General features: G+C 64.8%; 22 protein-coding genes. 10 read left to right on the forward strand and 12 right to left on the reverse strand.

All coding sequences use genetic code 11. From position 1 onward, the window contains the following. Nucleotides 1-457: 457 nt before the first annotated feature. The 5 genes from CH296_RS19845 to CH296_RS19860 all read right to left on the reverse strand — a co-directional run bounded on the left by CH296_RS19845 (nt 458) and on the right by CH296_RS19860 (nt 5,729). The gene (locus CH296_RS19845) at nt 458-2,224 is read right to left on the reverse strand and encodes a DNA primase family protein (protein ID WP_094685583.1); all 1,767 of its coding nucleotides are present in this window, start codon (nt 2,222-2,224) and stop codon (nt 458-460) included. Then, entirely contained in the window at nt 2,221-3,120 is a 900-nt protein-coding gene (locus tag CH296_RS19850; protein WP_179277782.1) for a bifunctional DNA primase/polymerase, read from the reverse strand. The genes CH296_RS19845 and CH296_RS19850 overlap by 4 nt, the downstream gene beginning before the upstream one ends. Next, a complete protein-coding gene (locus tag CH296_RS29035) occupies nt 3,117-3,515 on the reverse strand; it encodes a hypothetical protein (protein WP_179277783.1) in 399 nt (132 codons plus the stop codon). Before CH296_RS29035 ends, CH296_RS19850 begins: the two co-directional genes overlap by 4 nt. A gap of 317 nt (nt 3,516-3,832) precedes the next feature. Continuing rightward, nucleotides 3,833-4,144 (reverse strand): helix-turn-helix domain-containing protein, encoded by a 312-nt coding sequence (locus CH296_RS19855; protein WP_094685585.1) that lies wholly within the window; start codon nt 4,142-4,144, stop codon nt 3,833-3,835. Nucleotides 4,145-4,298: 154 nt separating this feature from the next. Then, entirely contained in the window at nt 4,299-5,729 is a 1,431-nt protein-coding gene (locus CH296_RS19860; protein ID WP_094685586.1) for a recombinase family protein, read from the reverse strand. On the opposite strand from CH296_RS19860, the gene lepA reads away from it, so the two are divergent. Continuing rightward, nucleotides 5,719-7,587 (forward strand): translation elongation factor 4, encoded by a 1,869-nt coding sequence (gene lepA, locus CH296_RS19865; RefSeq protein WP_094685587.1) that lies wholly within the window; start codon nt 5,719-5,721, stop codon nt 7,585-7,587. The two genes, CH296_RS19860 and lepA, sit on opposite strands and share 11 nt — an antisense overlap. Nucleotides 7,588-7,738: 151 nt before the next feature. Then, a complete protein-coding gene (locus tag CH296_RS19870; RefSeq protein WP_094685588.1) occupies nt 7,739-8,746 on the forward strand; it encodes a nitronate monooxygenase in 1,008 nt (335 codons plus the stop codon). 10 nt (nt 8,747-8,756) lie between these two features. Here the strand turns inward: CH296_RS19870 and CH296_RS19875 are convergent, their stop codons facing one another. After that, entirely contained in the window at nt 8,757-10,748 is a 1,992-nt protein-coding gene (locus tag CH296_RS19875; protein ID WP_373453500.1) for a glycoside hydrolase family 15 protein, read from the reverse strand. A gap of 147 nt (nt 10,749-10,895) precedes the next feature. Between CH296_RS19875 and CH296_RS19880 the strand changes: the two genes are divergently transcribed. From CH296_RS19880 to CH296_RS19905, 6 genes are all read left to right on the forward strand, one after another. Then, complete coding sequence (locus CH296_RS19880; RefSeq protein WP_045194654.1) at nt 10,896-11,129, forward strand: hypothetical protein; 234 nt, start codon at nt 10,896-10,898, stop codon at nt 11,127-11,129. 118 nt (nt 11,130-11,247) lie between these two features. Continuing rightward, nucleotides 11,248-11,337, forward strand: a complete 90-nt coding sequence (locus CH296_RS29895) for an Ms4533A family Cys-rich leader peptide (RefSeq protein ID WP_327205197.1) — start codon at nt 11,248-11,250, stop codon at nt 11,335-11,337. A gap of 201 nt (nt 11,338-11,538) precedes the next feature. After that, nucleotides 11,539-12,561, forward strand: coding sequence for a sulfate ABC transporter substrate-binding protein (locus CH296_RS19890; protein WP_032394555.1), 1,023 nt, complete (start codon nt 11,539-11,541; stop codon nt 12,559-12,561). A gap of 6 nt (nt 12,562-12,567) precedes the next feature. Beyond that, complete coding sequence (gene cysT / locus CH296_RS19895) at nt 12,568-13,461, forward strand: sulfate ABC transporter permease subunit CysT (protein WP_256980513.1); 894 nt, start codon at nt 12,568-12,570, stop codon at nt 13,459-13,461. Next, nucleotides 13,458-14,261, forward strand: a complete 804-nt coding sequence (gene cysW, locus CH296_RS19900; protein ID WP_032394553.1) for a sulfate ABC transporter permease subunit CysW — start codon at nt 13,458-13,460, stop codon at nt 14,259-14,261. Before cysT ends, cysW begins: the two co-directional genes overlap by 4 nt. Further along, nucleotides 14,258-15,304 (forward strand): sulfate/molybdate ABC transporter ATP-binding protein, encoded by a 1,047-nt coding sequence (locus CH296_RS19905; RefSeq protein ID WP_094647570.1) that lies wholly within the window; start codon nt 14,258-14,260, stop codon nt 15,302-15,304. The genes cysW and CH296_RS19905 overlap by 4 nt, the downstream gene beginning before the upstream one ends. Here the strand turns inward: CH296_RS19905 and CH296_RS19910 are convergent. The 5 genes from CH296_RS19910 to CH296_RS19930 are packed head-to-tail and all read right to left on the reverse strand — an operon-like array spanning nt 15,235 to nt 20,672. Beyond that, on the reverse strand, nt 15,235-16,005 hold the full coding sequence (locus CH296_RS19910; protein WP_094682549.1) for a sirohydrochlorin chelatase: 771 nt from the start codon (nt 16,003-16,005) through the stop codon (nt 15,235-15,237). The genes CH296_RS19905 and CH296_RS19910 overlap by 70 nt on opposite strands. Next, on the reverse strand, nt 16,002-17,306 hold the full coding sequence (locus tag CH296_RS19915) for a sulfate adenylyltransferase subunit 1 (protein ID WP_045194662.1): 1,305 nt from the start codon (nt 17,304-17,306) through the stop codon (nt 16,002-16,004). The genes CH296_RS19910 and CH296_RS19915 overlap by 4 nt, the downstream gene beginning before the upstream one ends. Further along, nucleotides 17,306-18,250, reverse strand: coding sequence for a sulfate adenylyltransferase subunit CysD (gene cysD / locus CH296_RS19920; RefSeq protein WP_032394549.1), 945 nt, complete (start codon nt 18,248-18,250; stop codon nt 17,306-17,308). Before cysD ends, CH296_RS19915 begins: the two co-directional genes overlap by 1 nt. Continuing rightward, nucleotides 18,247-18,957, reverse strand: coding sequence for a phosphoadenylyl-sulfate reductase (locus CH296_RS19925; protein ID WP_094685611.1), 711 nt, complete (start codon nt 18,955-18,957; stop codon nt 18,247-18,249). Before CH296_RS19925 ends, cysD begins: the two co-directional genes overlap by 4 nt. Next, on the reverse strand, nt 18,954-20,672 hold the full coding sequence (locus CH296_RS19930; protein ID WP_094685612.1) for a nitrite/sulfite reductase: 1,719 nt from the start codon (nt 20,670-20,672) through the stop codon (nt 18,954-18,956). The genes CH296_RS19925 and CH296_RS19930 overlap by 4 nt, the downstream gene beginning before the upstream one ends. A gap of 336 nt (nt 20,673-21,008) precedes the next feature. Between CH296_RS19930 and hemW the strand changes: the two genes are divergently transcribed. Beyond that, nucleotides 21,009-22,220 (forward strand): radical SAM family heme chaperone HemW, encoded by a 1,212-nt coding sequence (hemW, locus tag CH296_RS19935; RefSeq protein ID WP_094685589.1) that lies wholly within the window; start codon nt 21,009-21,011, stop codon nt 22,218-22,220. Between the two features lie 10 nt (nt 22,221-22,230). Here the strand turns inward: hemW and CH296_RS19940 are convergent, their stop codons facing one another. Then, the gene (locus CH296_RS19940; RefSeq protein ID WP_008715485.1) at nt 22,231-22,536 is read right to left on the reverse strand and encodes a type II toxin-antitoxin system VapB family antitoxin; all 306 of its coding nucleotides are present in this window, start codon (nt 22,534-22,536) and stop codon (nt 22,231-22,233) included. Between the two features lie 133 nt (nt 22,537-22,669). Here CH296_RS19940 and hrcA point away from each other — a divergent pair, with 133 nt between their 5' ends. Next, nucleotides 22,670-23,713, forward strand: coding sequence for a heat-inducible transcriptional repressor HrcA (gene hrcA, locus CH296_RS19945; RefSeq protein WP_027497502.1), 1,044 nt, complete (start codon nt 22,670-22,672; stop codon nt 23,711-23,713). The last annotated feature ends 88 nt before the right edge of the window (nt 23,714-23,801 follow it).

Genomic DNA, 23,801 nt, shown 5'->3' on the forward strand with positions numbered 1-23,801 from the left:
GCACCGGCCGGCACCCCACAGTCGGGCACTCGACGTCGAGGATCAGATCGTCGCTCGCGACCTAGATGTCGAACTCGAATCGGACGCCGGGTGCCGGTGGTCGTTTCGCTCTCCGCTGCGCCGTCGCGCTTGCGCGCGGGGTCGAGATTGGGACATCACGCCTCCTCGTTGGTAATCGTTCTCGTTATTCGCGGGTCGGGTCAGGTGGTGACCCGCTTCTTATGGGGGCTTGAGCTGGGGTTTCGTCGAGTTGGGTCGGCTGGGTCACGACGGAGTGCATTCTGCTGCTGTACTGCGCAATAGGGGTATGAATGGCTCCCTAGAACGACACAAAGACCTAAACGACGAAAGACATGACCTACGTGACCCATATGACCCGTTGCCTGTTTTGTCCCTGCTCTGGGTATGTGCAGAGTCGGGTTACGTCGAAATGCAACGTGGGCCACTGGTGACCCACTCACGCCTCGTCACCTGTCGCTCGGTACGCCTCGGCAGCCGAATCGAGGTCGTCGATTTCGCCGCCGGACAACGACAGACGAAGCTCGGATTCGGGTTGTCCAACGCGTCTGTTCGGGTTGCCGTGCCGCCATGTGTCGACCTCGGGGATCACCAGTCTCGGGGGTCGAGCTCCGCACACAGGGGCGATGTACGCGCCGGACTCCTCGTTGGCCGTCAAGCCGTAGACCAGGGTGAACTTCGTCCGCAGGCCGGGAACCCGCCCTCTGCCTTCGGGCCAGCTCGCCGTTACGAACGTCGTCGAGAGTTGACTCTTGAGTGCCTTCTCGCTGGTGATTCCTGCCGCTCGCGCTCCCTCGACCGTCGTCGCGTTAGCGAGATCGACTGCGGCTGTGTATAACTCGCTCAAAGTGAGCGGGCAGTCGCGCACCTCGTCGGTGTCGTCCTCGTTGATCGGCCGCAGATACTGCGAGAAGCTGCCGACGAACGACGATCCTGCCCACGTCTCGGCCGATGCCTGCGCAACCTCGATAGGCACACGGAGTCCGTTCGCTGCGTAGTCGGCGGCAGCGTCGAGCAGGAGGTTGAGGATGCCTGACGCCTCCGGCGCGATGTCGCGGGCGAACAGACCCTCGTCCATATCCTCGGCCTGTCCCGCGCCGTGTCCCCACGGGAACCTGACGACGAGCATTCGACGTCTCAAGCCCGACGACTGCCCACCGAAGTCGAGATCTTCGCTGTTGGTCAGAAACATCAGTTTCGGCGGCGTCACGTCGTAGCCGTCACGGCCCTTGCCCTCGGCGGCTATCGGAGTGTTCCCGGTCCATGCGAGCAGGTATTCCCGGTCAAGACCGGCGCCGGTCGAGAACCCCTCGTCGACGACCGCCAGCTTCGCCCCGGCGCGCGACTCGATGAGGTTGCCGCGGTGCTTGCCACCGGCGTTCCGAGACAGGAATATCGCCGATGGCAGGGGCACGATGAGCGAGCGCCGATCGTCGGCCCGTCCTCGAGCATCCCGCGTGGAGAAGATGAGTTGCGGAATACGCAGAGCGACAGTACCTTTGCCGCCGCCACCCGGTCCGATCGCGACGGCGAAATGGTTCGATTGCTCGGACCAGCTCGGCACCAACGACATGGCGAGGTAGCGCAACCAGAAACGCGCGATTTGTTCACCTGCTACCCGGTCCCGCGAGCCGTCAGGCAGTTTGGGCGACACAGCACCAACGAGGAATGCCCACGTTTTCGGCGCTGTCGCGTCGGGGTCGTATCCGACGTCTGTACGTCGCGTGATTCGTGTCTCGGGGCCGATCGCTGTCAGTTCGCGGGTGCGCAGATCGAGCACGCCGTTCGCTACCGGCAGGCAACCGTCGAGCGCGTCGAAGTCGTCCGATCGGCACCGCACGAGAGGGTGCCCCTTGGCGAGCTCGACCACGTCGCGACGAAGGCGAAGCGAGCCGTCGATCTCGGTGAGCCGCTCGTCGCCGTCCTTGTCCACGACCCGCGCCAGTGCATTTGGACGCCACTCGGTGAACATCTGACCGATCTGAACGCTCTGCTTCGGCAGCGGCGACCAGAGTCCTGTCTCGTCGTCGTGGACGACCCATGTCGCGACGTCTTCGCGGTACAGCGCCTTATCCGTGAGGCAGTGTTCGACGAACGCGTTCGCCAGCGGCTCGTCCAGTGATCGTCCGGCCGGCTCGACTATGACCGGCTCGCGCGACAGCACACGCTCGCGGTCGGCCTCGAACTCGAAATCCAAGATGCTCACTGGTCTACCTCTCGGATTTTGGCGACGGCGCTACGCACGGCCGCGACGAACTCCGCGTGCGCTTCGGTGCCCGACCTCGGGCTGCCTGCCTGTGTGCCGTTGCGGCGCTCATGCATCGTCTGCCGCCACGCGTACTCGATGACCTCGAGCGCGGTGATGACCCCGGTGTCTCCCTCGGCAGCGTTGGCAACCAGCCGATAGACCCGGCGAGTCATGACCTCGTGTGCACTCTCGGTCGACATCTCGACCAGGACGTCGGACAGGACGGAAGCGATCTTGGTCCTCGGCGACCTGCCACCCCGCGGGTCATTGCACCGTTCCAGCCACTCACCGGCTTCGTCGACAGTCGTCGGTTTCGCCCGTCGGCTCGCAGTTGTCTTGTGTCCGAGCTCGGCGACCCACGCGTCGGGCAGCAACGCTGGCTGGACGTCCGGATCGATCCACCGGTACCGCTGTCCGGATGGGTGCAGGCTCGGGGGTGCGACGACATACCCGCGCACCGCGGCTTTGACGTCGAGGCCGGCACCGAGCGAACCGCGGGCGGGGTCGATGTCAGACGGAATAGCGAACCAGTGATGCCACCCGCCGCCACCTGTGTGAGCGCTCAACGTCGGCGGCAGCTCACCGAGCCGGTCGGACAGCGATTGCATCGTCTCCGCGCCGCCACTCCGCGGATCCACGTCGAGCACGACATGCGCCGCCGGAACGACGACGCCGATGTTCGCGTTCGGCGAGAATCCGAACCACCGACGTATCTGGTCGGTGTCGGTGGTCGCATCCTTGAATCCGTTGCGCACTAGCGTCGACGGCCGTTTCTGACCGTGAGCGAGAGGAAGAACTGCCAGGCCCGACTCGGCCAGATCGACCGCTTCCTTACCGTGCGACGGCGCTCTCACGCGACACCCGCTGTCAGTCGTGCGATAGTCGCCTCGAGATCGACCAACTCGACACGCTCGCGGTGAACGCGCTGTCCGGTGAGATCTTCGAGCCCGCAACTGTTGTCGGTGCAGCGCCACCCCTGACCACGGAGAACCTTGCCGTGCGCGACGTTGCCGTAGTCGGGCAACACAATGTAATGGTCGCTGGTGAACTCGATCTCGTACTCGGTCCCAACCCATTCTCCGAGAACAACTTTCCAGGACAAACCTGCGAAGAATGCCTCCATCGACGACGTGATGGTGTTATTGTCTGGAGCAGCGGTTTGATAAGAATTGTGGTGGTGCTTTGCTTCTGCGAAACGGTCCATTCCTCCCGGGTGGGCCGTTTTTGCTTGCGCGGCAACAGTGTTCATTTGCATTCCGTTCGTTTCGAACATTCAGTTTTGATGGTTGTCGCGTGGTGGTGGGTTACTGCTGCCATTCGCTGGCGCGACTGGCCCTGACTGCCCGACAAACGGCGGTCTTTTGGTTTTCGGTGAGCGGTGGCGCTGCGTCGGCGATCTCCTGCGCGTGGGCCTCGATTCGCCGTTCCGTGTCGGTCATCGCGTGACCTTTGTCGGCCGGATGCGAAACGCTTTGCGGATAATTCGAGCCGCGTCGTCGGGAATCGGGGGGAGCGGTAGCGGCGACCCTGCGCGCTGCCTCGCGATTCGCTGCCTCTCATCGTTGGTCATGCTCCGACCTTGCGTGATTCGAGCCAGGTGTCGAGGTCGACGGGGGCAAAGTGAAGGCTGTTTCCGATCTTGTAAGCCGTCAACTCGCCTCGGCGCACGGCGGCAGCTAGGGCCCCGGCACTGACTGATACGCCGCGTGTGAGCCGCAGGTATTCAGCGGCAACGTTCGCGCTGGAGGCGCTTGCAATCTCGTAAAACACCTTGATGTGCTGCTCTTCGGGAACGTTGTCTCCCTTGTTGAATCGACGGAAGTACTCCGTCGACAGCATCTCGGAAATGGTTTCAGCGATTGTCGGCTTCTCGGGCATGTCAACTCGTCTCGGTGCGGGACAGCGTTTCTGTTGTTTCGCTGCACTTGATTCGCCCAAGGTACTTCGAGGAACACGGGTCCGCAACTAGTCGGATCACGAAAAGCGTTGTGCGAGAACGCATCGAGACGCAAGGCTTACAACGGTCGGGCGGTCAGTGCCACTCGATCCGCACCAGATCCTCGTTGAAATAGCCGCCCTCCGGTGCGCGGCTATTGCCAGGCAACAGAGTCACAGTCGCCATGGCGTCGACGATGCGCGCGCGGACGTCCAGGTTGAGCTCGTTTGCCCAACGTTCGGCGATGTTCTCGGACAGGACGATGTCGGCGAGGTCGCCGCTCGCGCGAACTCGTGAGAGCTCGCTGTCGATCGAGTCTCGCTCCGTGGTGAGCCGAGCTGTGATGGTGCGCAATTGGTCGGACGTGATCGAGCCAGTCGCAAACATGTCGGCGACCTCGGTCAGGCGACCGCCGAGTACGTCACGCTTGAGCCGAAGTTCGTCGACGTCGACGCCGTCGGGCACGAACAGTTTGACGGCCTCTGGTTGCTGTAGCCGCTCGACAATGGCGGTTTCGACGAACAGGTCTGTCGCCTCGGCTCTGCGGCTCGAGTGCTCGCCTTGCCCTGGGTTGGCGGTTGCCCATCGGCACCGATAAACGGTGCGCCGCTGACCTTTTGCCGTTCGTCCAGTACCTGAGGATCGCATCGTCGAACCGCAGATGCACCGGTAGACGCCGCTACCGAGCCATTGCCGTTCACGCTTGAGCGTCGTCCGGCGGGAGGAATCGTTCAGAACCGATCGGACTGCGCGCAGCTCTTCCTCCGAAACCAACGGGGGCCATTGAGCCTTGCCGTCGAGCAGTACTCCGTGCCGTTCGATCCGCGCCGCGTTGCGCCACCGGATGAGAAGACCGCGTAGGCCTGTCACGGTGAAGGGTTTGCCGAGCGAGGTGTTGATCGAGGCCGCGGCCCACTCGCGGACGATCGAGCGCAGTGACGCTCCCGCGAGCACGCGCCGGGTCGCATCGCGAATCAGTTCGGCTTCGGATTCGCGGATCACCATTCCACCCGGCTCGTACCCGAACGGCCGAGGACCGCCGCGGTACTTCCCTGTGGCGGCTGCGTCGAGCTTCTGCCGCTGGATCCGTTCGCGCGTCTGCTCGATCTCATTGTTCGCGATCACCCCGGCGAGCAAAGCATTGGTTCGGCCGGTGGCCGAAGACAGGTCGATGTGGCCCGAGCGAACGCTGCGCACTTCGACGGACTTACGTTGGCAAAGCTCGACGAAGGGGAGAAGGTCAGCCAACCGACGGTGTAGACGGTCGGTGTGCCAACACAGCACGGCGTCAGCCGAACCGTCCTCGAGGGACCGAAGTAGCGATTCGTAGCCGGGACGTCGCTTACCCGATGCGGCCGAGATGTCGTTGTCCGTCTCGACTCGCACTACTTTCCATCCGAGCTGTTCGGCGAGGTTCATGCAGTCCTGGCGCTGTCGTTCGACGCCTAAAGCCGTGCCGTCCCGATCCTGAGAAATGCGACAGTAGACTAGGGCCTGACGTGCACTTGCTCCACCCATATCGCTCATAGCTCAGGAGTGTCCCATTACAAGCTTCGCCGACACGACGTTCACCGATCCGTCCAGGATCAGGAACTTCTGCATCATCGCCCACATCGACCACGGCAAGTCGACGCTGGCCGACCGGATGTTGCAGCTCACGGGCGTCGTCGACGACCGGTCGATGCGCGCTCAGTACCTCGACCGGATGGATATCGAGCGCGAGCGCGGCATCACCATCAAGGCGCAGAACGTCCGGCTCCCATGGGTCGTCGACGGTGAGGAGTTCGTGCTGCACCTCATCGACACGCCAGGCCACGTCGACTTCACCTACGAGGTGTCGCGCGCACTCGAGGCCTGCGAGGGTGCGGTGTTGCTCGTCGACGCCGCGCAGGGCATCGAGGCGCAGACGCTCGCGAACCTGTACCTGGCCCTGGACAAAGAGCTCACCATCATTCCGGTGCTCAACAAGATCGACCTGCCCGCTGCCGACCCGGATCGCTACGCCGCCGAGATCGCCCACATCATCGGCTGCGAGGCCGACGATGTGCTGCGCGTGTCCGGCAAGACCGGTGTGGGCGTGGAGGAACTGCTGAACGAGGTCGTCAAGCTGGTTCCGGCCCCGGTCGGCAATCCCGACGGCCCGGCCCGCGCGATGATCTTCGACTCGGTCTACGACACCTACCGCGGCGTCGTCACCTACGTCCGCGTCGTCGACGGTGCGCTGAACCCGCGCGAGAAGGTCACGATGATGTCGACCGGCTCGACGCACGAGCTGCTCGAGGTCGGGATCGTCTCTCCCGATCCGAAGGCCACCAAGGGCCTCGGCGTCGGCGAAGTGGGCTACCTCATCACCGGTGTGAAGGACGTCCGCCAGTCCAAGGTCGGCGATACCGTCACCACCTTCCGCAAGGGCGCGACCGAGCCGCTGACCGGCTACCGCGAACCCCGTCCGATGGTGTACTCGGGCCTCTACCCGCTCGACGGCTCGGATTACCCCGACCTGCGCGACGCACTCGAGAAGCTGCAACTCAACGACGCGGCCCTGACCTACGAGCCGGAGACCTCCGTCGCGCTGGGATTCGGCTTCCGCTGCGGCTTCCTCGGTCTGCTGCACATGGAGATCACCCGCGAGCGGCTCGAGCGGGAGTTCAACCTGGACCTGATCTCGACCTCGCCGAACGTGGTCTACCGCGTCGAAATGGAAGACGGTGCCGAACACATCGTCACCAACCCGTCGTACTGGCCCGAGGGCAAGGCGCGGGAAGTGTTCGAGCCGATGGTCAAGTGCACCATCATCTCGCCGAGCGAGTTCATCGGCTCCATCATGGAACTCTGCCAGGGACGACGCGGAGAACTCGGCGGTATGGACTACCTGTCCGAGACCCGAGTCGAGCTGCGCTACACGATCCCCATGGCGGAGATCATCTTCGACTTCTTCGACATCCTGAAGTCCCGGACGCGTGGATACGCCAGCCTCGACTACGAGGAGATCGGCGAGCAGAGCGGCGCGCTGGTGAAAGTCGACATCCTGCTGCAGGGTGAAGCTGTCGATGCGTTCTCGGCAATCGTGCACAAGGACGCTGCTGCCGCCTACGGCAACAAGATGACCACCAAGCTCAAGGAACTCATTCCGCGTCAGCAGTTCGAGGTTCCGATCCAGGCCGCCATCGGCTCTCGCATCATCGCCCGCGAGAACATCCGCGCGATCCGCAAGGACGTGCTGGCCAAGTGCTACGGCGGCGACATCAGCCGTAAGCGCAAGCTGCTCGAGAAGCAGAAGGAAGGCAAGAAGCGGATGAAGACGATCGGTCGCGTCGAGGTGCCGCAGGAAGCCTTCGTCGCCGCTCTGTCCTCGGAATCCTCGTCGGACAAGCCGAAGAAGTAGAGCAGCTCCCGGTTGCCGGCAGCGACCTCACACCCTTTCTGTCGACTGCGCGCCCCCGCTCACCTCGGAGCAGGGGCGCGCAGTTGTCAGCAGGGACGCGCGGTCCCCACCCAATCCGGTCACGAACGGCGCGCGAGTACATTTCGAAACTGTGACGACCCCGATTCTGAAGCAGCTACGTGTTCCCGTCGTCGGTGCGCCGATGGCAGGCGGCCCGAGTACTCCCGAACTCGCCCGTGCAGTCTCGGAGGCGGGTGGGCTCGGCATGATCGCCGGTGCGTTGCTGACGCCCGACGCCTTTGCGGCGCAGATCGATTCGGTCCGCGATCTGCTGTTCGGAGTCAATCTCTTCCTGCCCGAGGAGCCATCGGGTGCGGACGTGAAGTCCTACGCCGAGCACCTCGCGTCCTGGTTCGAGCGTTTCGACGCGGAGCCGGGAGAGCTGGTCCGACGCGACGACTTCTACGCCGAGAAGTTCGCCTGGTTGCTCGCGCACCCGGTACCGCTGGTGTCGAGCACGTTCGCGACGTTCGACGCGGACGAAGTCGCGCAACTGCACGCCGTAGGAACGGAGGTGTGGGCCACCGTCGCCACCCCGTCGGACGCATCGGTGGCCACCGCCAACGGTGTGGACGCTCTCGTGGTGCAGGGACCCGAAGCGGGCGGGCATCGCGGCACCTTCGACGGCTCGGCCCCCGACGAGCCGCTGACCGAACTGCTGACCGCGGTGCGTGAGATATCCGATCTACCGCGAATCGCCGCCGGCGGACTGATGGACGGCAACGACATTGCGCCACTGCTCGATTCGGGTGCCGCACATGCCGCGCAGCTCGGAACCGCGTTTCTGAACACACCCGAGGCCGGCACCAAGCCGGTGCATCGACAGCAACTGACGGTCGCTTCCGACACTGCAGTGACCAGAGCGTTCTCCGGCCGACCTGCGCGGGGGTTGGTGAACGAGTTCATGCGCGAGAACTCCGAGGCCGCACCACTGGCGTATCCCGATCTGCACTACCTGACCGCGCCGATGCGGGCGAAGGCCGCGGCTGCGGGTGATCCGTCCGGACTCTCGATGTGGGCCGGCACCGGTTTTCGCCGGGCACAGGCGAAGCCCGCGGCCGAGCTGATCGCCGAATGGGCGAGGCAACTCGGCCGCTGAGCCCTCCCACTCAGGGGTTGGAGTGGGCGGGCTGGAAGTGCCCTGCCACCTGAGCTTCCTCGGCGCGGATGACGTGCACCACCGCGTTGATCAACGCGAGATGGGTGAACGCCTGCGGGAAGTTGCCGAGATGACGGCCGGTGCGATGGTCGATCTCCTCGGCGTAGAGCTTGAGTGGGCTCGCATACCCGAGCAGACGCTCGCAGAGGTGCTTGGCGCGAGGAAGTTCGCCGATCTCGACCAGCGCCGACACGAGCCAGAAGGAGCAGATCGTGAACGTCCCTTCCTCGCCCGCCAGACCGTCGTCGGTGGTGTCGGTTCGGTAGCGCAGGACCAGGCCGTCCTCGGTCAACTCGTCGGCGATGGCCAGCACCGTCGCACGAATGCGTTCGTCCTCGGCAGGCAGGAACCGAAGCAGCGGTGCCAGCAGCAGTGACGCATCCAGCGACGGGTCACCGTAGCGCTGAGTGAGAACACCCCGAGAGTCGGTGCCGTTCTCGAGAATGTCCGCCTTGATCTCGTCGGCGATCTCGTTCCACTTGGCCGAATACTCCGTCTCGCCGTGGATGTCGGCGAGCTTGGCACCTCGGTCGAGCGCAACCCAGCACATGAGCTTCGACGAGGTGAAGTGCTGGGGTTCACCGCGCACCTCCCAGATGCCGCGATCGGGCTTGCGCCAGTTGGCGATCGCCTCCTCCACCTGCCGCCTGAGCAGGGGCCACAGGAATTCGGGGACGTGCTCGCGCGACTTGACATGCAGGTACACCGAATCGAGCATCGTGCCCCAGATGTCGTGCTGCTCCTGGTCGTAGGCTCCGTTGCCGATACGTACCGGACGTGCGCCGTCGTATCCGGACAGGTGCGGCAGCTCGCTCTCGTCGAGCGTTTTCTCGCCACCGATGCCGTACATGACCTGGAGGGGATTGACCTCGCCGTTCGCCGTTGTCGCCACGTCGGACATGAACGCGAAGAAGTCGTTGGCCTCGCGGTCGAGTCCGAGTGTGTACAGGCCCCACAGCGCGAACGTCGAATCACGCACCCAGGTGTAGCGATAGTCCCAGTTACGTTCTCCACCAGGGGTTTCCGGAAGCGACGTGGTCGACGCAGCCAGCAGGGCACCGGTGGGGGCGTAGGTCAGACCCTTGAGTGTCAGGGCGCTGCGCTGCAGGTAGCCTCGCCACGGGTGATCGGGGAATCGGCCGATCGTGATCCACTGCCGCCAGCATTCGGAGGTGCGCCACATCTTGTCCGCGGCTTCGTCGAACGTCTGCGGCGCAGGCAGATCCGACCACGAGAGAGCAACGAAGACGTTGTCGCCCTCGGTCATTCGGGTGCGGGCGCGGGCTTCGCGTCCTTCGATGCCGATGCGGAGGTTGGTGGTCAGCTTCAACGTGGGCTGATCACCGCCCGCGCTGGCCTCGCAGGTGGCGGTGGTTTCCTCGTACACCTTGCCGGTGTACTCCCACTTCGCGGGCGCGCGGTGGTAGTCGAAGGCCGGCTCGCAGCTCATCTCGAGTTCGACCGTTCCGCTGACGCACTTGATGGTGCGCAGCAGGATGTGTTCGGCGTCCCAGTCGCTCGGTGCGCGCTTGTGAGTACGAGAGCGCTGGTCGGTGTTGTGCCACGGTCCCATGACGAGTGCATCGCGCACCACGAGCCAGCCGGTTTCGGTCTGCCACGTCGTCTCGACGATCAGGCCACCGGGCAGGTATCGCCGCGCTGCGGGCACCGATTGACCGTACGGCCCGACCCGGAAGTGTCCCGCGCTGCGATCGAGGACCGCGCCGAAGATACTGGGGGAGTCAGGGCGAGGCACGCACATCCACTCGACCGATCCGTTGCGAGCGATCAGACAGGTCGTCTCGCAGTCCGAGAGAAACGCGTAGTCGTCGATCGGCGGAAAGGCACTGCGATAGGACGTCAGGGTGGACACCGGTGCGTCGGTGCTGCCCAACGCTCCCTGAACTTCGACCCCGCCCAGACCTGGATGCCCCGACCCCATGGCGGGCTCGTCGGCCACCGGGGGCACTGGCGAAACATCTTCGTATGCCGTCATGGCGTAATCATCGACCGATCCACGGCATGCGTCCACTGCTGGTCGTCGGTCGGCGTGGCGTGAGAGCGGAACGAGCTGGTTTAAGCTGCGAGGGTGGAATCGATCGCACGCTGGTGGGACGGCGTCGAACTGTGGGTGACGGGTTTGCCGTTCGTGCCACAGTCGATAGTCGTGCTGCTGGTCATCGTGCCTACCGCGTTCCTGCTGGCACGTGTCTTCGATCGCGTGCTCGCGGTGGTTCTGCACCTGCTCGGGCGTGATGCACGGGCTGCTCGCGACGCGGAGCTGACGGGTGCGACCACCACTACGACGAAGGATGGACAGTAATGCCTCGGTCTCGGGTCACGTTGGCGCTCATCGCGCTCCTGGTGCTGGTTGTCATCGCCTGGTTGCTGACTCGCTAGCCGATTAGAGTCGGTCCGGATCCTCTGCTAGATTCCTGACCGTGTCTTCTGCCGCCGAGTACCGCGTCCGCCATCAGTTGGCGTTGATTGCTGTCGGCATCCTGGCAGTCGCCGATATCGACTGTTGTTGATTTCTTCCTTCGTCGAATCGGTTCCGTCGATCCGTTGCCCGCGCGCCTGCATCTCGCGGTCGGGTTCGTGGCGAACCCTCTGTGGTTCACGGTGATCTCGCGATGGCACGCGGACACGGTGGTGCTCCGGTTCGACTTCGGCCATGTCGACTTCTGCCCAGCTCGCATTCACTGCACATCATCACGAAAGGTCCTCTCTCGATGAGGCACAACTCTCGCTACCTACTGACCACCTTCGCGGCCGTGGGAACCCTTCTCCTCACTGCATGCGGGGGTGGATCGAGTGACGTCGTCGGCGGTGAGCCGGACACCGCCAGCGGTCCCGCATTGACTCTCGTAGGGTACGCCGTACCCAAGAACGGTTGGGACGCAATCGGTCCGGCGTTCGCAGCCACCGAGGACGGCGAGGGCACGGCGATCAACGCCGACTACGGCGCATCGGGTAATCAGTCTCGCAAGGTCGCCGACGGCGCACCCGCCGATATCGTCAATTTCTCGGTCGAACCCGACATCACCCGTCTGGTGCAGGCGGGCAAGGTCGACGAGGACTGGAACCAGAATGCCTACGGCGGAGTGCCGTTCGGCTCCGTGGTGACCATCGTCGTGCGCGAGGGCAACCCCAAGAACATTCGTACCTGGGACGATCTGATCAAGCCCGACGTTCAGGTGATCAGCCCCAGCCCACTCAGCTCGGGCTCGGCCAAGTGGAACCTGCTCGCCCCGTACGCGGCGAAGAGCAACGGCGGCCAGGACAGGCAGGCCGGTCTCGATTTCGTTCGCACCCTCGTCGCCGATCACTTCCCCGTTCAGCCCGAATCCGGCCGCGCCGCAACCGAAGCCTTCCTGCAGGGCCAGGGTGATGCGTTGCTCAGCTACGAAAACGAGGCGCTGCTCATCGAGGAGCAGGGACAGAACGTCGAGCACGTGGACGTTCCCGTCACGTTCCGTATCGACAATCCAGTGGCCGTGATCAACAGCAGTGCCAACCTCGACCGCGCCAATGCGCTGAACGATTTCATCTACACCGACGAGGGGCAGAAGATCTGGGCGGAGTCGGGCTTCCGACCGACGAACCCCGACATCGCGTCGGAGTACTCCGACAAGTTCTTCACCCCCGAACAGCTCTACACCATCGATGATCTCGGTGGTTGGACCCAGGTGGATGCCGATCTGTTCGGTGACAGCGGTGCGATCACGACGATCTATCAGGAAAGTACTCGGTAGCGATCGATGTCATCTTCGACCACCGAAGCCGCAGCTGCGGCTTCGACCGTCTCGCCCGGCACGAGACCACGGTTTCGTGCCGGGCGGGAAGGCCGAAAGTTCAGGGGTCCGGGATCGGTGGGGCCGTTCGGCCTCGGAGTCGCCGTGTTGTGGCTCAGCGTGATCGTGCTGCTTCCGTTGGCAGCATTGACGGTTCAGTCGTTCGACGGCGGTCTGGCCGGCTTCTGGGATGCGGTCACCGTGCCGCGTGCACTGGCCACGTTCAAGGTCACCCTCCTGGTGTCCGTGGCGGCGGCGGTGATCAATCTGTTCCTGGGAACCCTCATCGCGTGGGTCCTGGTGCGGGACGAATTCCCGGGTAAGCGATTCGTCAACGCCCTGATCGATCTGCCGTTCGCGCTGCCGACCATCGTGGCCAGCCTGGTGTTGCTGTCTCTCTACGGACCGGCGAGTCCGATCGGATTGGTGTTCAACGCAACCAAGCCCGCGGTGATCGTCGCGCTGCTGTTCGTCACGTTGCCGTTCGTGGTGCGTGCGGTGCAACCGGTCCTGATCGAGCTGGACAAGGACGTCGAGGAGGCGGCCGCCTCACTGGGTGCGAACAACTGGACCATCTTCCGACGCATCGTGCTGCCGGTGCTGTTGCCCGCCGTGCTGTCGGGAGGAGGTCTCGCGTTCGCCCGCGCGATCGGCGAATTCGGATCGGTGGTGCTCATCGGAGGCAACATCCCGAACGACACGCAGGTGGCGTCGCAGTACATCCGCGAACTCATCGAATACGACCGGCCCACCGATGCCGCCGCGATCTCGGTGGTGCTGTTGGCGATCGCGTTCGCAGTGTTGTTCGTACTTCGCGTGGTGGGCAATCGCCTGGCCCGACGTGAGGAGCAGATCTCGTGAAAATCGGCCTGCCGATCAAATTGACGCTGCGCACCGTGGCTCTGCTCTACCTCGCCGTTCTGGTGCTGTTCCCCCTCGGGGCAATTCTCTATCGCACCTTCGAGAACGGCGTGGTGACGTTCTTCGAGCAGATCACCACGCCCGCAGCTCAATCCGCCCTGCAGTTGTCTCTGCTCATCGTCGCGATAGTGGTTCCGATCAACATCGTGTTCGGCGTCATCACTGCATTGGCGCTCGTGCGAGGACGGTTCCGCGGCAAGGGCGTACTCGAAGCCGTCGTCGATCTGCCGTTCGCGGTGTCGCCGATCATCACGGGCGTTGCGCTGATCCTGTTGTGGGGAGCCAACGGATGGTTCGGTGGCGTCGAGAGCCTCGGCTTCAAGGTCATCTTCGCACTTCCAGGCATGGTCATCGCGACGATCTTCGTCACGCTTCCGTTCGTCGTGCGCGAGGTCGAACCCGTGCTCTACGAAATCGGTGAGGAGCAGGAAGAGGCCGCCTCGACGCTGGGTGCGTCGTCGTGGCAGACGTTCTGGCGCATCACTCTTCCGGCGATCCGGTGGGGCCTGACCTACGGTGTCGTACTCACCGTCGCGCGTTCGCTCGGCGAGTTCGGTGCCGTCATCATGGTCTCGACCAACCTGCCCGGCATCTCTCAAACACTGACGCTGCTGGTCAATTCACGATACGAGGACTTCAACCAACAGGGCGCGTACGCCGCGTCCACACTGCTCATGGCGATCGCCGTCATCGTGCTGCTGTTGATGACTGCCCTCGACAAGAAGAGGACGAAACAATGACCGAGGCATCCCCCGAGATCGAGATCTCCGTCGTTGGCGGCAACAAGCACTACGGCGATTTCGCCGCGCTCGACAACGTCAGCATCGACATTCCCAAGGGGTCGCTGACGGCGCTGCTCGGCCCCAGTGGTTCGGGCAAGTCCACTCTGCTTCGCTCCATCGCCGGACTCGAGCAGCTCGACTCCGGTCGAGTGGTGCTCGCAGGCCAGGATGTGACGTGGGTGAGTCCGCAGCGCCGCGAGATCGGATTCGTCTTCCAGCACTACGCGGCGTTCAAACACCTGACGGTGCGTGACAACGTCGCGTTCGGCCTTCAGATTCGCAAGCGGCCCAAGGCCGAGATCGCCAAAAAGGTCGACGAGTTGCTCGAGATCGTCGGGCTGGCCGGTTTCCAGACCCGCTACCCGGCGCAGCTGTCCGGTGGACAACGCCAGCGCATGGCACTGGCTCGCGCTCTCGCCGTCGACCCGCAGGTGCTGCTGCTCGACGAGCCCTTCGGCGCGCTCGACGCGAAGGTGCGTGCCGATCTGCGGACGTGGCTGCGTCGGCTGCACGACGAGGTCCACGTCACCACCGTGCTGGTGACCCACGATCAGGAGGAGGCGCTCGACGTCGCCGATCGGATCGCGGTGCTCAACAAGGGCAGAATCGAACAGGTCGGCACTCCGGAGGATCTCTACGATCGCCCGGCCAACAACTTCGTGATGTCGTTCCTCGGTCAGGTGGCCAGACTGAACGGACTTCTGGTGCGGCCGCACGACATTCGCGTCGGACGCGACCCGTCGTTGGCGCAGGCTCAGGCGAGCGGGACGGCCGAATCGGCCGGTGTGACGCGTGCCGTCGTCGAGCGGGTGGTGCACCTCGGCTTCGAGGTGAAGGTCGAATTGAAGAACGCGGCAACCGGTGAACTGTTCGCGGCCCAGATCACTCGCGGAGACAGCGAGGCTCTCGGCCTTCGCGAGGGCGAGACCGTCTACGTACGAGCCACCCGCGTGCCCACGATCGCCGACGCCACCGACTCGCGTGCGACGGTGGAGTCGTAGCGGCGCGACGCCAGTTCGGCCACGGCCGGGTGCGCGCCGATGACCTCGGCGTGCACCACGTTCGGTAGGCCTGCCACCGACGCTTCGATCCGGTCGGTGAGCAGTCCCGGGGCCAGGAACCAGGGTGCCACGACGATGCGGTCGGCTCCCAGTGCGCGCAGCTGTGCGATCGCGTCGGTGGGGGACGGGGAGACCGACGTGGCGAAGCAGGTCACGGCTCCGGCCCAGTGCGTTCCGGCGAGCAGCTTCTGTGCGATCACACGGGTGCGTTGATTCGCCGGTGCCACCGAGGAGCCGACGGCGGCCAGAGCGATGCCGACCGTCGAATCGGAGACTTCGACGCCGGTATCGGCGATCCGATCACGGACCGCCTCGATGAGGAGTCGGTCGTCTCCCAGAACGTCGGCCTGCCTGATCGACACGAGAGGGTGTCGCGTCCTCGCTGAGTCCAACAGCTCGGGCAGATCGACTTTCGCGTGGAAAGCCTTGCCCAGCAACATCGGAACGGCGACGATACGGCTGTGACCGGCAGCGGCCAGGTCGTCGACCACTTGATCGACGCGGGGCTCGGAAAGATCGAGAAACGCGACACGCACGTCCAGGTCCGGTCGCCGCCGACGCAGGACGTCGACGGCGCGGTGGACCGCTGCGCTCGAGCGCGGGTCACGGCTGCCGTGGGCAACCGCGATCAGTGCGCTCACGCCGGAACTGCCGACCCCAGCTCGACGGCAGCCAGAGCGTTACCCACGAGTCCGGCAGCCAACGTGTTGCCACCGGCCGGATCGATCAGCAGGAAGCTGCCCGTGTGCCTGTTGACGGCGTAGTCGTCCGCCACGATCGGCTCGGCGACGCGCACGGAGATGCGGCCGATCTCGTTGAGCTCCAACGACTCCGGTCCTTCGTGAGCGATGAGCTCCTGCTCGTCGAACCGTTCGACCAGTGTTCCGACGATGGCCTGGGTGGTGCGAGTGCCGTGCTTGAGCAACAGACGAGCACCCGGGCGAAGCGGCTTCTCGGCGAGCCAGCACACAGTGGCCTCGAAGTCGCCGATCGGCTCGGGCGCATCCTGCGGTGAGGCGATGGTGTCGCCGCGGGAGACGTCGACGTCGTCGGCCAGGACGAGGGTGACGCTGCGTCCGGCATGAGCGGTACGCAACTCGCCGTCGGCGGTGTCGATGCGCTCGACTGTGGTTCGGGTGCCGGAGGGCAGGATGACGACCTCGTCGCCGACGTCGACGGAGCCCGCTGCGACCTGCCCTGCGTATCCGCGATAATCCGGGAATTCCGCGGTGCGGGGCCGGATCACGTATTGCACGGGGAAACGTAGACCGACCCGGTGCGGTTCGGCATCGACCGGAACCGACTCGAGGTGCTCGATGAGGGTCGGACCGTCGTAGTACGGGGTCTTGTCGGACTTCACCGCGACGTTGTCGCCGTGCAGTGCGGACACCGGGATCTCGATGACGTCCTCGCTGGACCACCCGAGCGAGGAGGTCAGCGAGTTGAACTCGGCCGAGATCTCGGCGAACACGGTTGCCGGGTCCTCGACCAGATCGATCTTGTTGACCGCGAGCACCAGGCGCGGAACGCCGAGCAGGGCGAGAACCGCTGCGTGCCTACGAGTCTGGGTGATGACACCCTTTCGGGCATCGACCAGAAGGATGACCAGCTGAGCCGTCGACGCGCCGGAGACGGTGTTGCGGGTGTACTGCACGTGGCCGGGGGTATCGGCGAGCACGAAGGAGCGGTGCGGCGTCGCGAAGTAGCGGTAGGCGACGTCGATGGTGATGCCCTGTTCGCGCTCGGCGCGTAGGCCGTCGACGAGCAGCGACAGGTCCGGTGTCGCCAGTCCCTTGTCCACCGAGGCCCGTGTGACGGCATCGATCTGGTCTGCCAGAACGGATTTGGTGTCGTACAACAGCCGTCCGACGAGGGTCGACTTACCGTCGTCGACGCTACCTGCGGTGGCGAGGCGAAGAAGTTGCGTTCCCGTGCTGCTCATCAGAAGTATCCTTCTCGTTTGCGATCTTCCATGGCAGCCTCGGAGACGCGGTCGTCTCCGCGGGTGGCTCCGCGTTCGGTCAGTCGTGACGCCGCTACTTCGGCGAGGATTGCCTGGTTGTCGGCGGCCTCGGACAGCACGGCACCGGTGGTGGATCCGTCGCCGACGGTGCGGTAGCGCACCGACAGGGTCTGCAGCTCTTCGCCCTCGGCCGGTCCGCCCCAGACGCCGGGCGTCATCCACATGCCGTCGCGCTGATACACCGGGCGCTGGTGGGCGTAGTAGATGCTGGCCAACTCCACATCGTCACGGGCGATGTAGCGCCAGATATCGAGTTCGGTGAAGTTGCTGAGCGGGAACACACGCACCTGCTCGCCGGGAGAGTGCTTGCCGTTGTACAGGTTCCACAGTTCGGGGCGCTGCTTCTTGGGCTCCCATTGGCCGAATGCGTTGCGCAGCGAGAAGATTCGTTCCTTGGCGCGGGCGCGTTCCTCGTCGCGTCGAGCACCACCGAACACGGCATCGAACCGGTTCTCGGAGATCGCGTCGAGAAGAGGCACGGTCTGCAGCGGGTTGCGGATGCCGTCGGGACGCTCGGTGAGGCGTCCGTCGGCGAGGTACTCCTCGACGCTGGCCACGTGCAGGCGCAGGTTGTACTTGGCGACCACGTGATCGCGGAAGTCCAGCACCTCCTGCAGGTTGTGGCCGGTGTCGACGTGGAGCAGCGCGAACGGCAGGGGAGCGGGCCAGAACGCCTTGATCGCCAGGTGCAGCAGAACGGTCGAGTCCTTGCCGCCGGAGAACAGGATGACGGGGCGCTCGAACTCGCCCGCCACCTCGCGGAAGATGTGGATGGCCTCGGATTCGAGTGCGTCGAGGGTGTCGAACCGATCTGCATCGAGATGGGTTCGACCGACGGTTGCCGAGGTGAGGTCGAGTGTCATGAGGCGTGCAACCCACATTCGGTCTTGGCCTTGCCGGCCCAACGACCGCTGCGCGGGTCGGCTCCGGGGGCAGGTTTGACGGTGCACGGTGCGCACCCGATGGACGGATAGCCCTCGTCGACGAGGGGATTGACCAGAATCGAATGCTCGTCGATGTAGGCCTGCATCTGCTCGTCCGACCATGGTGCGATCGGGTTGATCTTGACCAGGCCGAAGGCGTCGTCGAACGAGATCAGCGGAGCGTTGGCACGGGTGGGGGCCTCCACTCGCCGGATACCGGTGACCCAGGCGCTGTAGTTCGCCAGTTCCTTCTTCAAGGGTGCGACCTTGCGCATCGCGCAGCACCGGTTGGGCTCGCGGGCGAACAGGTCCTTGCCCTCGATCGAATCCTGTTCGGCGACAGTCTTCTCGGCGCGGGCATTGACGACGTTGACGCCGTAGACGGCCTCGACGGCGTCGCGCGTTCCGATGGTCTCGGCGAAGTGGTAGCCGGTGTCGAGGAACAGCACGTCCACACCCGGGTGAACCTGTGCAGCGAGGTGAACGAGAACCCCGTCCTGCATGTTGGAGGCAACGATGAAGTCGCTACCGAAGGTGTCCTCGGTCCACTGCAGCAGCTCCAGTGGGCTCGCCCCGTCGAGTTCGCGGGCACCGCGCTCGGCGATGTCCTTCAGTTCCCCCACCGTCAAATTCAGCCTGGTACTCATCGCAAATCCGCCTCGTCTGCTCGCACGGCCCACTGAGCGAACCGTTCGCCGTCCTCGCGGTGCTTGTCGAAATTGCGCACCACTCTGTCGATGTAATCTCCCAGCTCGGAGCTGTTCACCTTGTGCTGGCGCAACTTTCGGCCGAACGCACTGTCCAGACCGAGGCTGCCTCCGAGATGAACCTGGAAACCCTCGATCTGATTCCCGGCTCCGTCGTCGACCAACTGCCCCTTGAAGCCGATGTCCGCGATCTGCGACCGCGCGCACGAGTTGGGGCAGCCGTTGATGTTGATCGTGATCGGAACGTCGAGTCGACTGTTGATATCGGACAGGCGCTCTTCGAGCTCCGGCACCAGAACCTGTGAACGCTTGCGGGTTTCGGCGAACGAGAGCTTGCAGAACTCGATGCCGCTGCAGGCCATCAGGTTCTTGCGCCAGTGCGACGGCCGGGCGGGAAGGCCCAGCGCATCGAGATCGGAGATCAGCTGTTCGAGCGTCTCGTCGGGAACGTCGAGCACGATCAGCTTCTGGTACGGCGTGAATCGCACGCGATCCGATCCGGCCTTCTCGGCGGCGTCGGCGACGGCGGCGAGGACAGTGCCCGAGACACGGCCCGCGATGGGTGCCACGCCGACGGCGTTGAGGCCGTTCTTGAGCTTCTGGATGCCGACGTGGTCGCGGGGCCGAGCGGGCTTCTCGGGAGCCGGGCCGTCGATGAGCTTGCGGTGCAGGTACTCGTCTTCGAGGACCTGGCGGAACTTCTCGATGCCCCAGTCCTTGATGAGGAACTTCAGGCGCGCCTTGGTGCGAAGCCGGCGGTATCCGTAGTCGCGGAAGATCGAGACGACGCCCTCCCACACATCGGGAACGTCCTCGATCGGGACCCAGACGCCGACGCGCTGCGCGAGCATGGGGTTGGTGGACAGTCCGCCGCCGACCCACAGGTCCAGACCCGGTCCGTGCTCGGGATGCACCACGCCGACGAAGGCGCAGTCGTTGATCTCGTGCACCACGTCCTGCAGGCCGGAGATCGCCGTCTTGAACTTACGCGGCAGATTGGAGTACTCGGGATTGCCGATGTAGCGCTCGACGATCTCGTCGATGGCGGAGGTGGGGTCGAGGACCTCGTCGACGGCCTCGCCTGCGAGCGGTGAGCCGAGAACGACACGGGGGCAGTCGCCGCACGCTTCGGTGGTCTTCAGGCCGACCGCTTCGATTCGACGCCAGATCTCGGGGACGTTCTCCACCTCGATCCAGTGGAACTGCACGTTCTCCCGATCGGAGAGGTCGGCGGTGTCGCGGCCGAAGTCCTGGGAGATCTGCGCCAGTGTGCGAAGCTGCTCGAGATTCAACGCGCCCGCGTCGCAGCGAATGCGCATCATGAAGTACTTGGCCTCGAGCAGATCGATGTTGTCGTCACCGGTGAACGTGCCGTCGTAGCCCTGTTCGCGCTGGGTGTAGAGGCCCCACCACCGGAAACGGCCGCGAAGATCGCCCTTGTCGATGCTGTCGAAACCCTGCTTGGAGTAGATGTTCTCGATGCGGGCACGCACGTTGAGCGGGTTGTCGTCCTTCTTGGACTGCTCGTTGGCGTTCAGCGGCTCCCGGTAACCCAGTGCCCACTGGCCCTCGGCCCGACGCTTGGTCGGCCGCGGCGTGCGCTCCCGTGGTGTGGCGGGGACAGCGTCGGTGGTCGCGTCGCTGGTCGACGACATGCATTGCTCCTGCATCTTTGTGCTGGCCGGTAACCGGGACGAAACCGCGGACATCTGCGCTTTCGACGACAGCGGGAAACCGGTGGATCGAATGGACGTGCTCGAAGGAGGGCTGGTCAGCAGCCCGTCGTGTGTCGACACGACGCGCTGCAGACACGGCCGAGATCGACGTGGCGGCGCGCCACGAGTCGAATTCCTGAGTCGGTCACGGGAGCCATTGTGCCACGTCATCGCGGCGACGGACGACGGCGGCAGCTATTTACCCCGATTTCGGGGTAAATAGGCTGGCAGGGCGAGTGGGATCGGGTGGGCCTGGACTCTGGGACACTGGAGGGCGTGAATACCGTCCTACCCGTCCCGTCCACCTTCGAGCTGCCGACCGAGGCATTCGACGGGGTGGGGGACCGCGCATTCGGGATCTACGTGCACGTCCCGTTCTGCGCCACCCGATGTGGGTACTGCGACTTCAACACCTACACGGCCGGTGAACTGGGAACGTCGGCGTCACCGCAGTCCTGGTTGGAGGGCCTGCGACGTGAGTTGGACATCGCTGCGGGGCTGATCCAGGCCGGTACGGGCCGCGTTCCGACGGCAGACACCGTCTTCGTCGGCGGTGGCACGCCGTCATTGCTCGGGGGCGACGGGTTGGCCGACGTCCTGGGGGCGGTGCGGTCCAGCTTCGGCCTGACCGACGGCGGCGAGGTGACCACGGAATCCAACCCCGAATCGACGTCGCCTCGATTCTTCGACCGGCTCCGTGATGCGGGCTTCACTCGTATCTCGCTCGGAATGCAGTCCGCTGCGCCACACGTGCTCGCCGTGCTCGATCGCACGCACACGCCCGGTCGCGCGGTCGCCGCAGCCAAGGAAGCACGTGCGGCGGGATTCGAGCACGTCAATCTCGACCTCATCTACGGCACCCCGGGCGAGCGTGACAGTGACCTGGACCAGTCTCTCGCCGCGGTTCTCGACGCCGGTGTCGACCACGTCTCGGCCTACGCGCTGATCGTCGAGGACGGCACCGCCATGGCCCGCAAGGTTCGTCGAGGTGAGCTGCCTGCCCCCGACGACGACGTACTGGCGAGCCGATACGAGCGCATCGACACGGAGTTGAGCGCCGCAGGCCTGTCCTGGTACGAGGTGTCGAACTGGGCCACCGACGCCGCAGCGCAGTGCCGCCACAACATCGGCTACTGGGACGGCGGCGACTGGTGGGGCGCGGGACCCGGTGCACACAGTCACATCGGCGGCACCCGGTTCTGGAACGTCAAGCACCCGGCCGCATACTCCGATCGCCTCGCCGCAGGTCACCTACCGGTGCTGGGCAGCGAACTGCTCAGCGCCGAGGATCGACACCTCGAGGAGCTGATGTTGACCGTGCGGCTCCGCTCGGGAGTGCCGAGAACCCTGCTGGGGCCGGCAGAGCGCGTCGCTGCCGAGCAGACCGTCGCGGACGGGTTGATGGTGGCCCGGGGTGACCATCTCGTGCTGACCGACCGGGGCAGATTGCTGGCCGACGCGGTGGTGCGCACCATCGCAGCCGCCTGAAAAACCTGGCTCAGGCTCCGAGGGCGTCGTAGTCGAACACCCTGGCGTGCAACACAGTTCGATTTCTCAGTGCCGCACGCACAGCGCGGTGCAAGCCGTCCTCGAGATAGATGACGCCGCGGAACTGCACCGCGTGGGGAAACAGATCGCCGTAGAAGGTGGAGTCCTCGGACAGCAATCTGTCCAGCTCGAGCACCTTGGTGGTGGTGACGATCTCGTCCAGGCGGAGCTGGCGCGGCGGGATTCTCGACCAGTCTCGGATGGACAGGCCGTGCTCGGGGTACGGCTTTCCGTCACGAACACCCTTGAAGATCATCGCGAGCCTCGAGCCGCTGGACCGAATCGAAAGAACGTTTCCACTCGGACCACAGTAAGGCCTTGCACGAGCATGTGTTCGCCGGCTACTAGACTCGAGCGACGATTGGAAACGAGAACGGAGGTGGGCACCGATGTCGAGCACCGACGACAGGCGGTTCGAGGTTCTACGAGCGATCGTGGCGGACTACGTGTCCACCCAGGAACCCGTCGGTTCGCGTGCGCTGGTCGAGCGCCACAACCTGGGAGTGTCCAGTGCAACGGTGCGCAACGACATGGCTGTGCTCGAGGCCGAGGGCTACATCGCCCAGCCGCACACCAGCTCCGGTCGGGTGCCGACCGACAAGGGCTATCGGCAGTTCGTCGACCGGATAGCCGACGTCAAGCCACTGTCTGCTGCCGAACGTCGCGCCATCCTGGAGTTTCTCGAGAACGGCGTCGACCTGGACGACGTGTTGCGACGCGGCGTTCGATTACTGGCCCAGTTGACCCGCCAGGTGGCCGTGGTGCAGTACCCCACGCTGTCGGCGTCCTCGGTGCGCCACCTGGAAGTGGTGGCGCTCACCCCGGCCCGGCTGCTGCTGGTGCTCATCACCGACTCCGGTCGAGTCGATCAGCGCATCGTCGAACTCGGTGACGTGATCGACGACGAGAACTTGGCTCAGCTGCGGCGTCTCCTCGGTGGTGCGCTGGAAGGCAAGCGGCTGGCGGCGGCGTCGGCTGCGGTGGCCGAACTCGCCGAGAACGCCCCGCCCGCGCTGCGCGACGCGATGATTCGATCGGCAACGGTGCTGGTGGAATCACTCGTCGAGCACCCCGAGGAACGCCTGGTACTCGGCGGCACGGCGAACCTGACGCGCAACGCCGCGGACTTCGCGGGCGACGCGGGGTTTCCCGGGTCGCTCAGAGCGGTACTCGAGGCGCTGGAAGAGCAAGTGGTGGTGCTCAAGCTGCTCGCCGTGACACAGGACACCCGAACGGTCACGGTGCGGATCGGCGAGGAAACGCAGGTCGAGGAGATGCGCGGAACGTCGGTGATTTCCACCGGGTACGGGTCGGCTGGCATGGTCCTCGGAGGAATGGGTGTTCTCGGGCCGACCCGAATGGACTACCCAGGAACAATCGCGTCGGTCGCCGCGGTTGCCAGGTACATCGGCGAGGTCCTCGCCGAACGCTGACGACGAGCGAGAACCGATCGAACGACGGCCGCGGGGGCGCGGGCGGCCGCACACAGCACTATCGAACGAGATTCATCTTCTAGGACGA

The sequence above is a fragment of the Rhodococcus sp. 14-2496-1d genome (genome assembly GCF_002259365.1).
GTDB lineage: Bacteria > Actinomycetota > Actinomycetes > Mycobacteriales > Mycobacteriaceae > Rhodococcoides.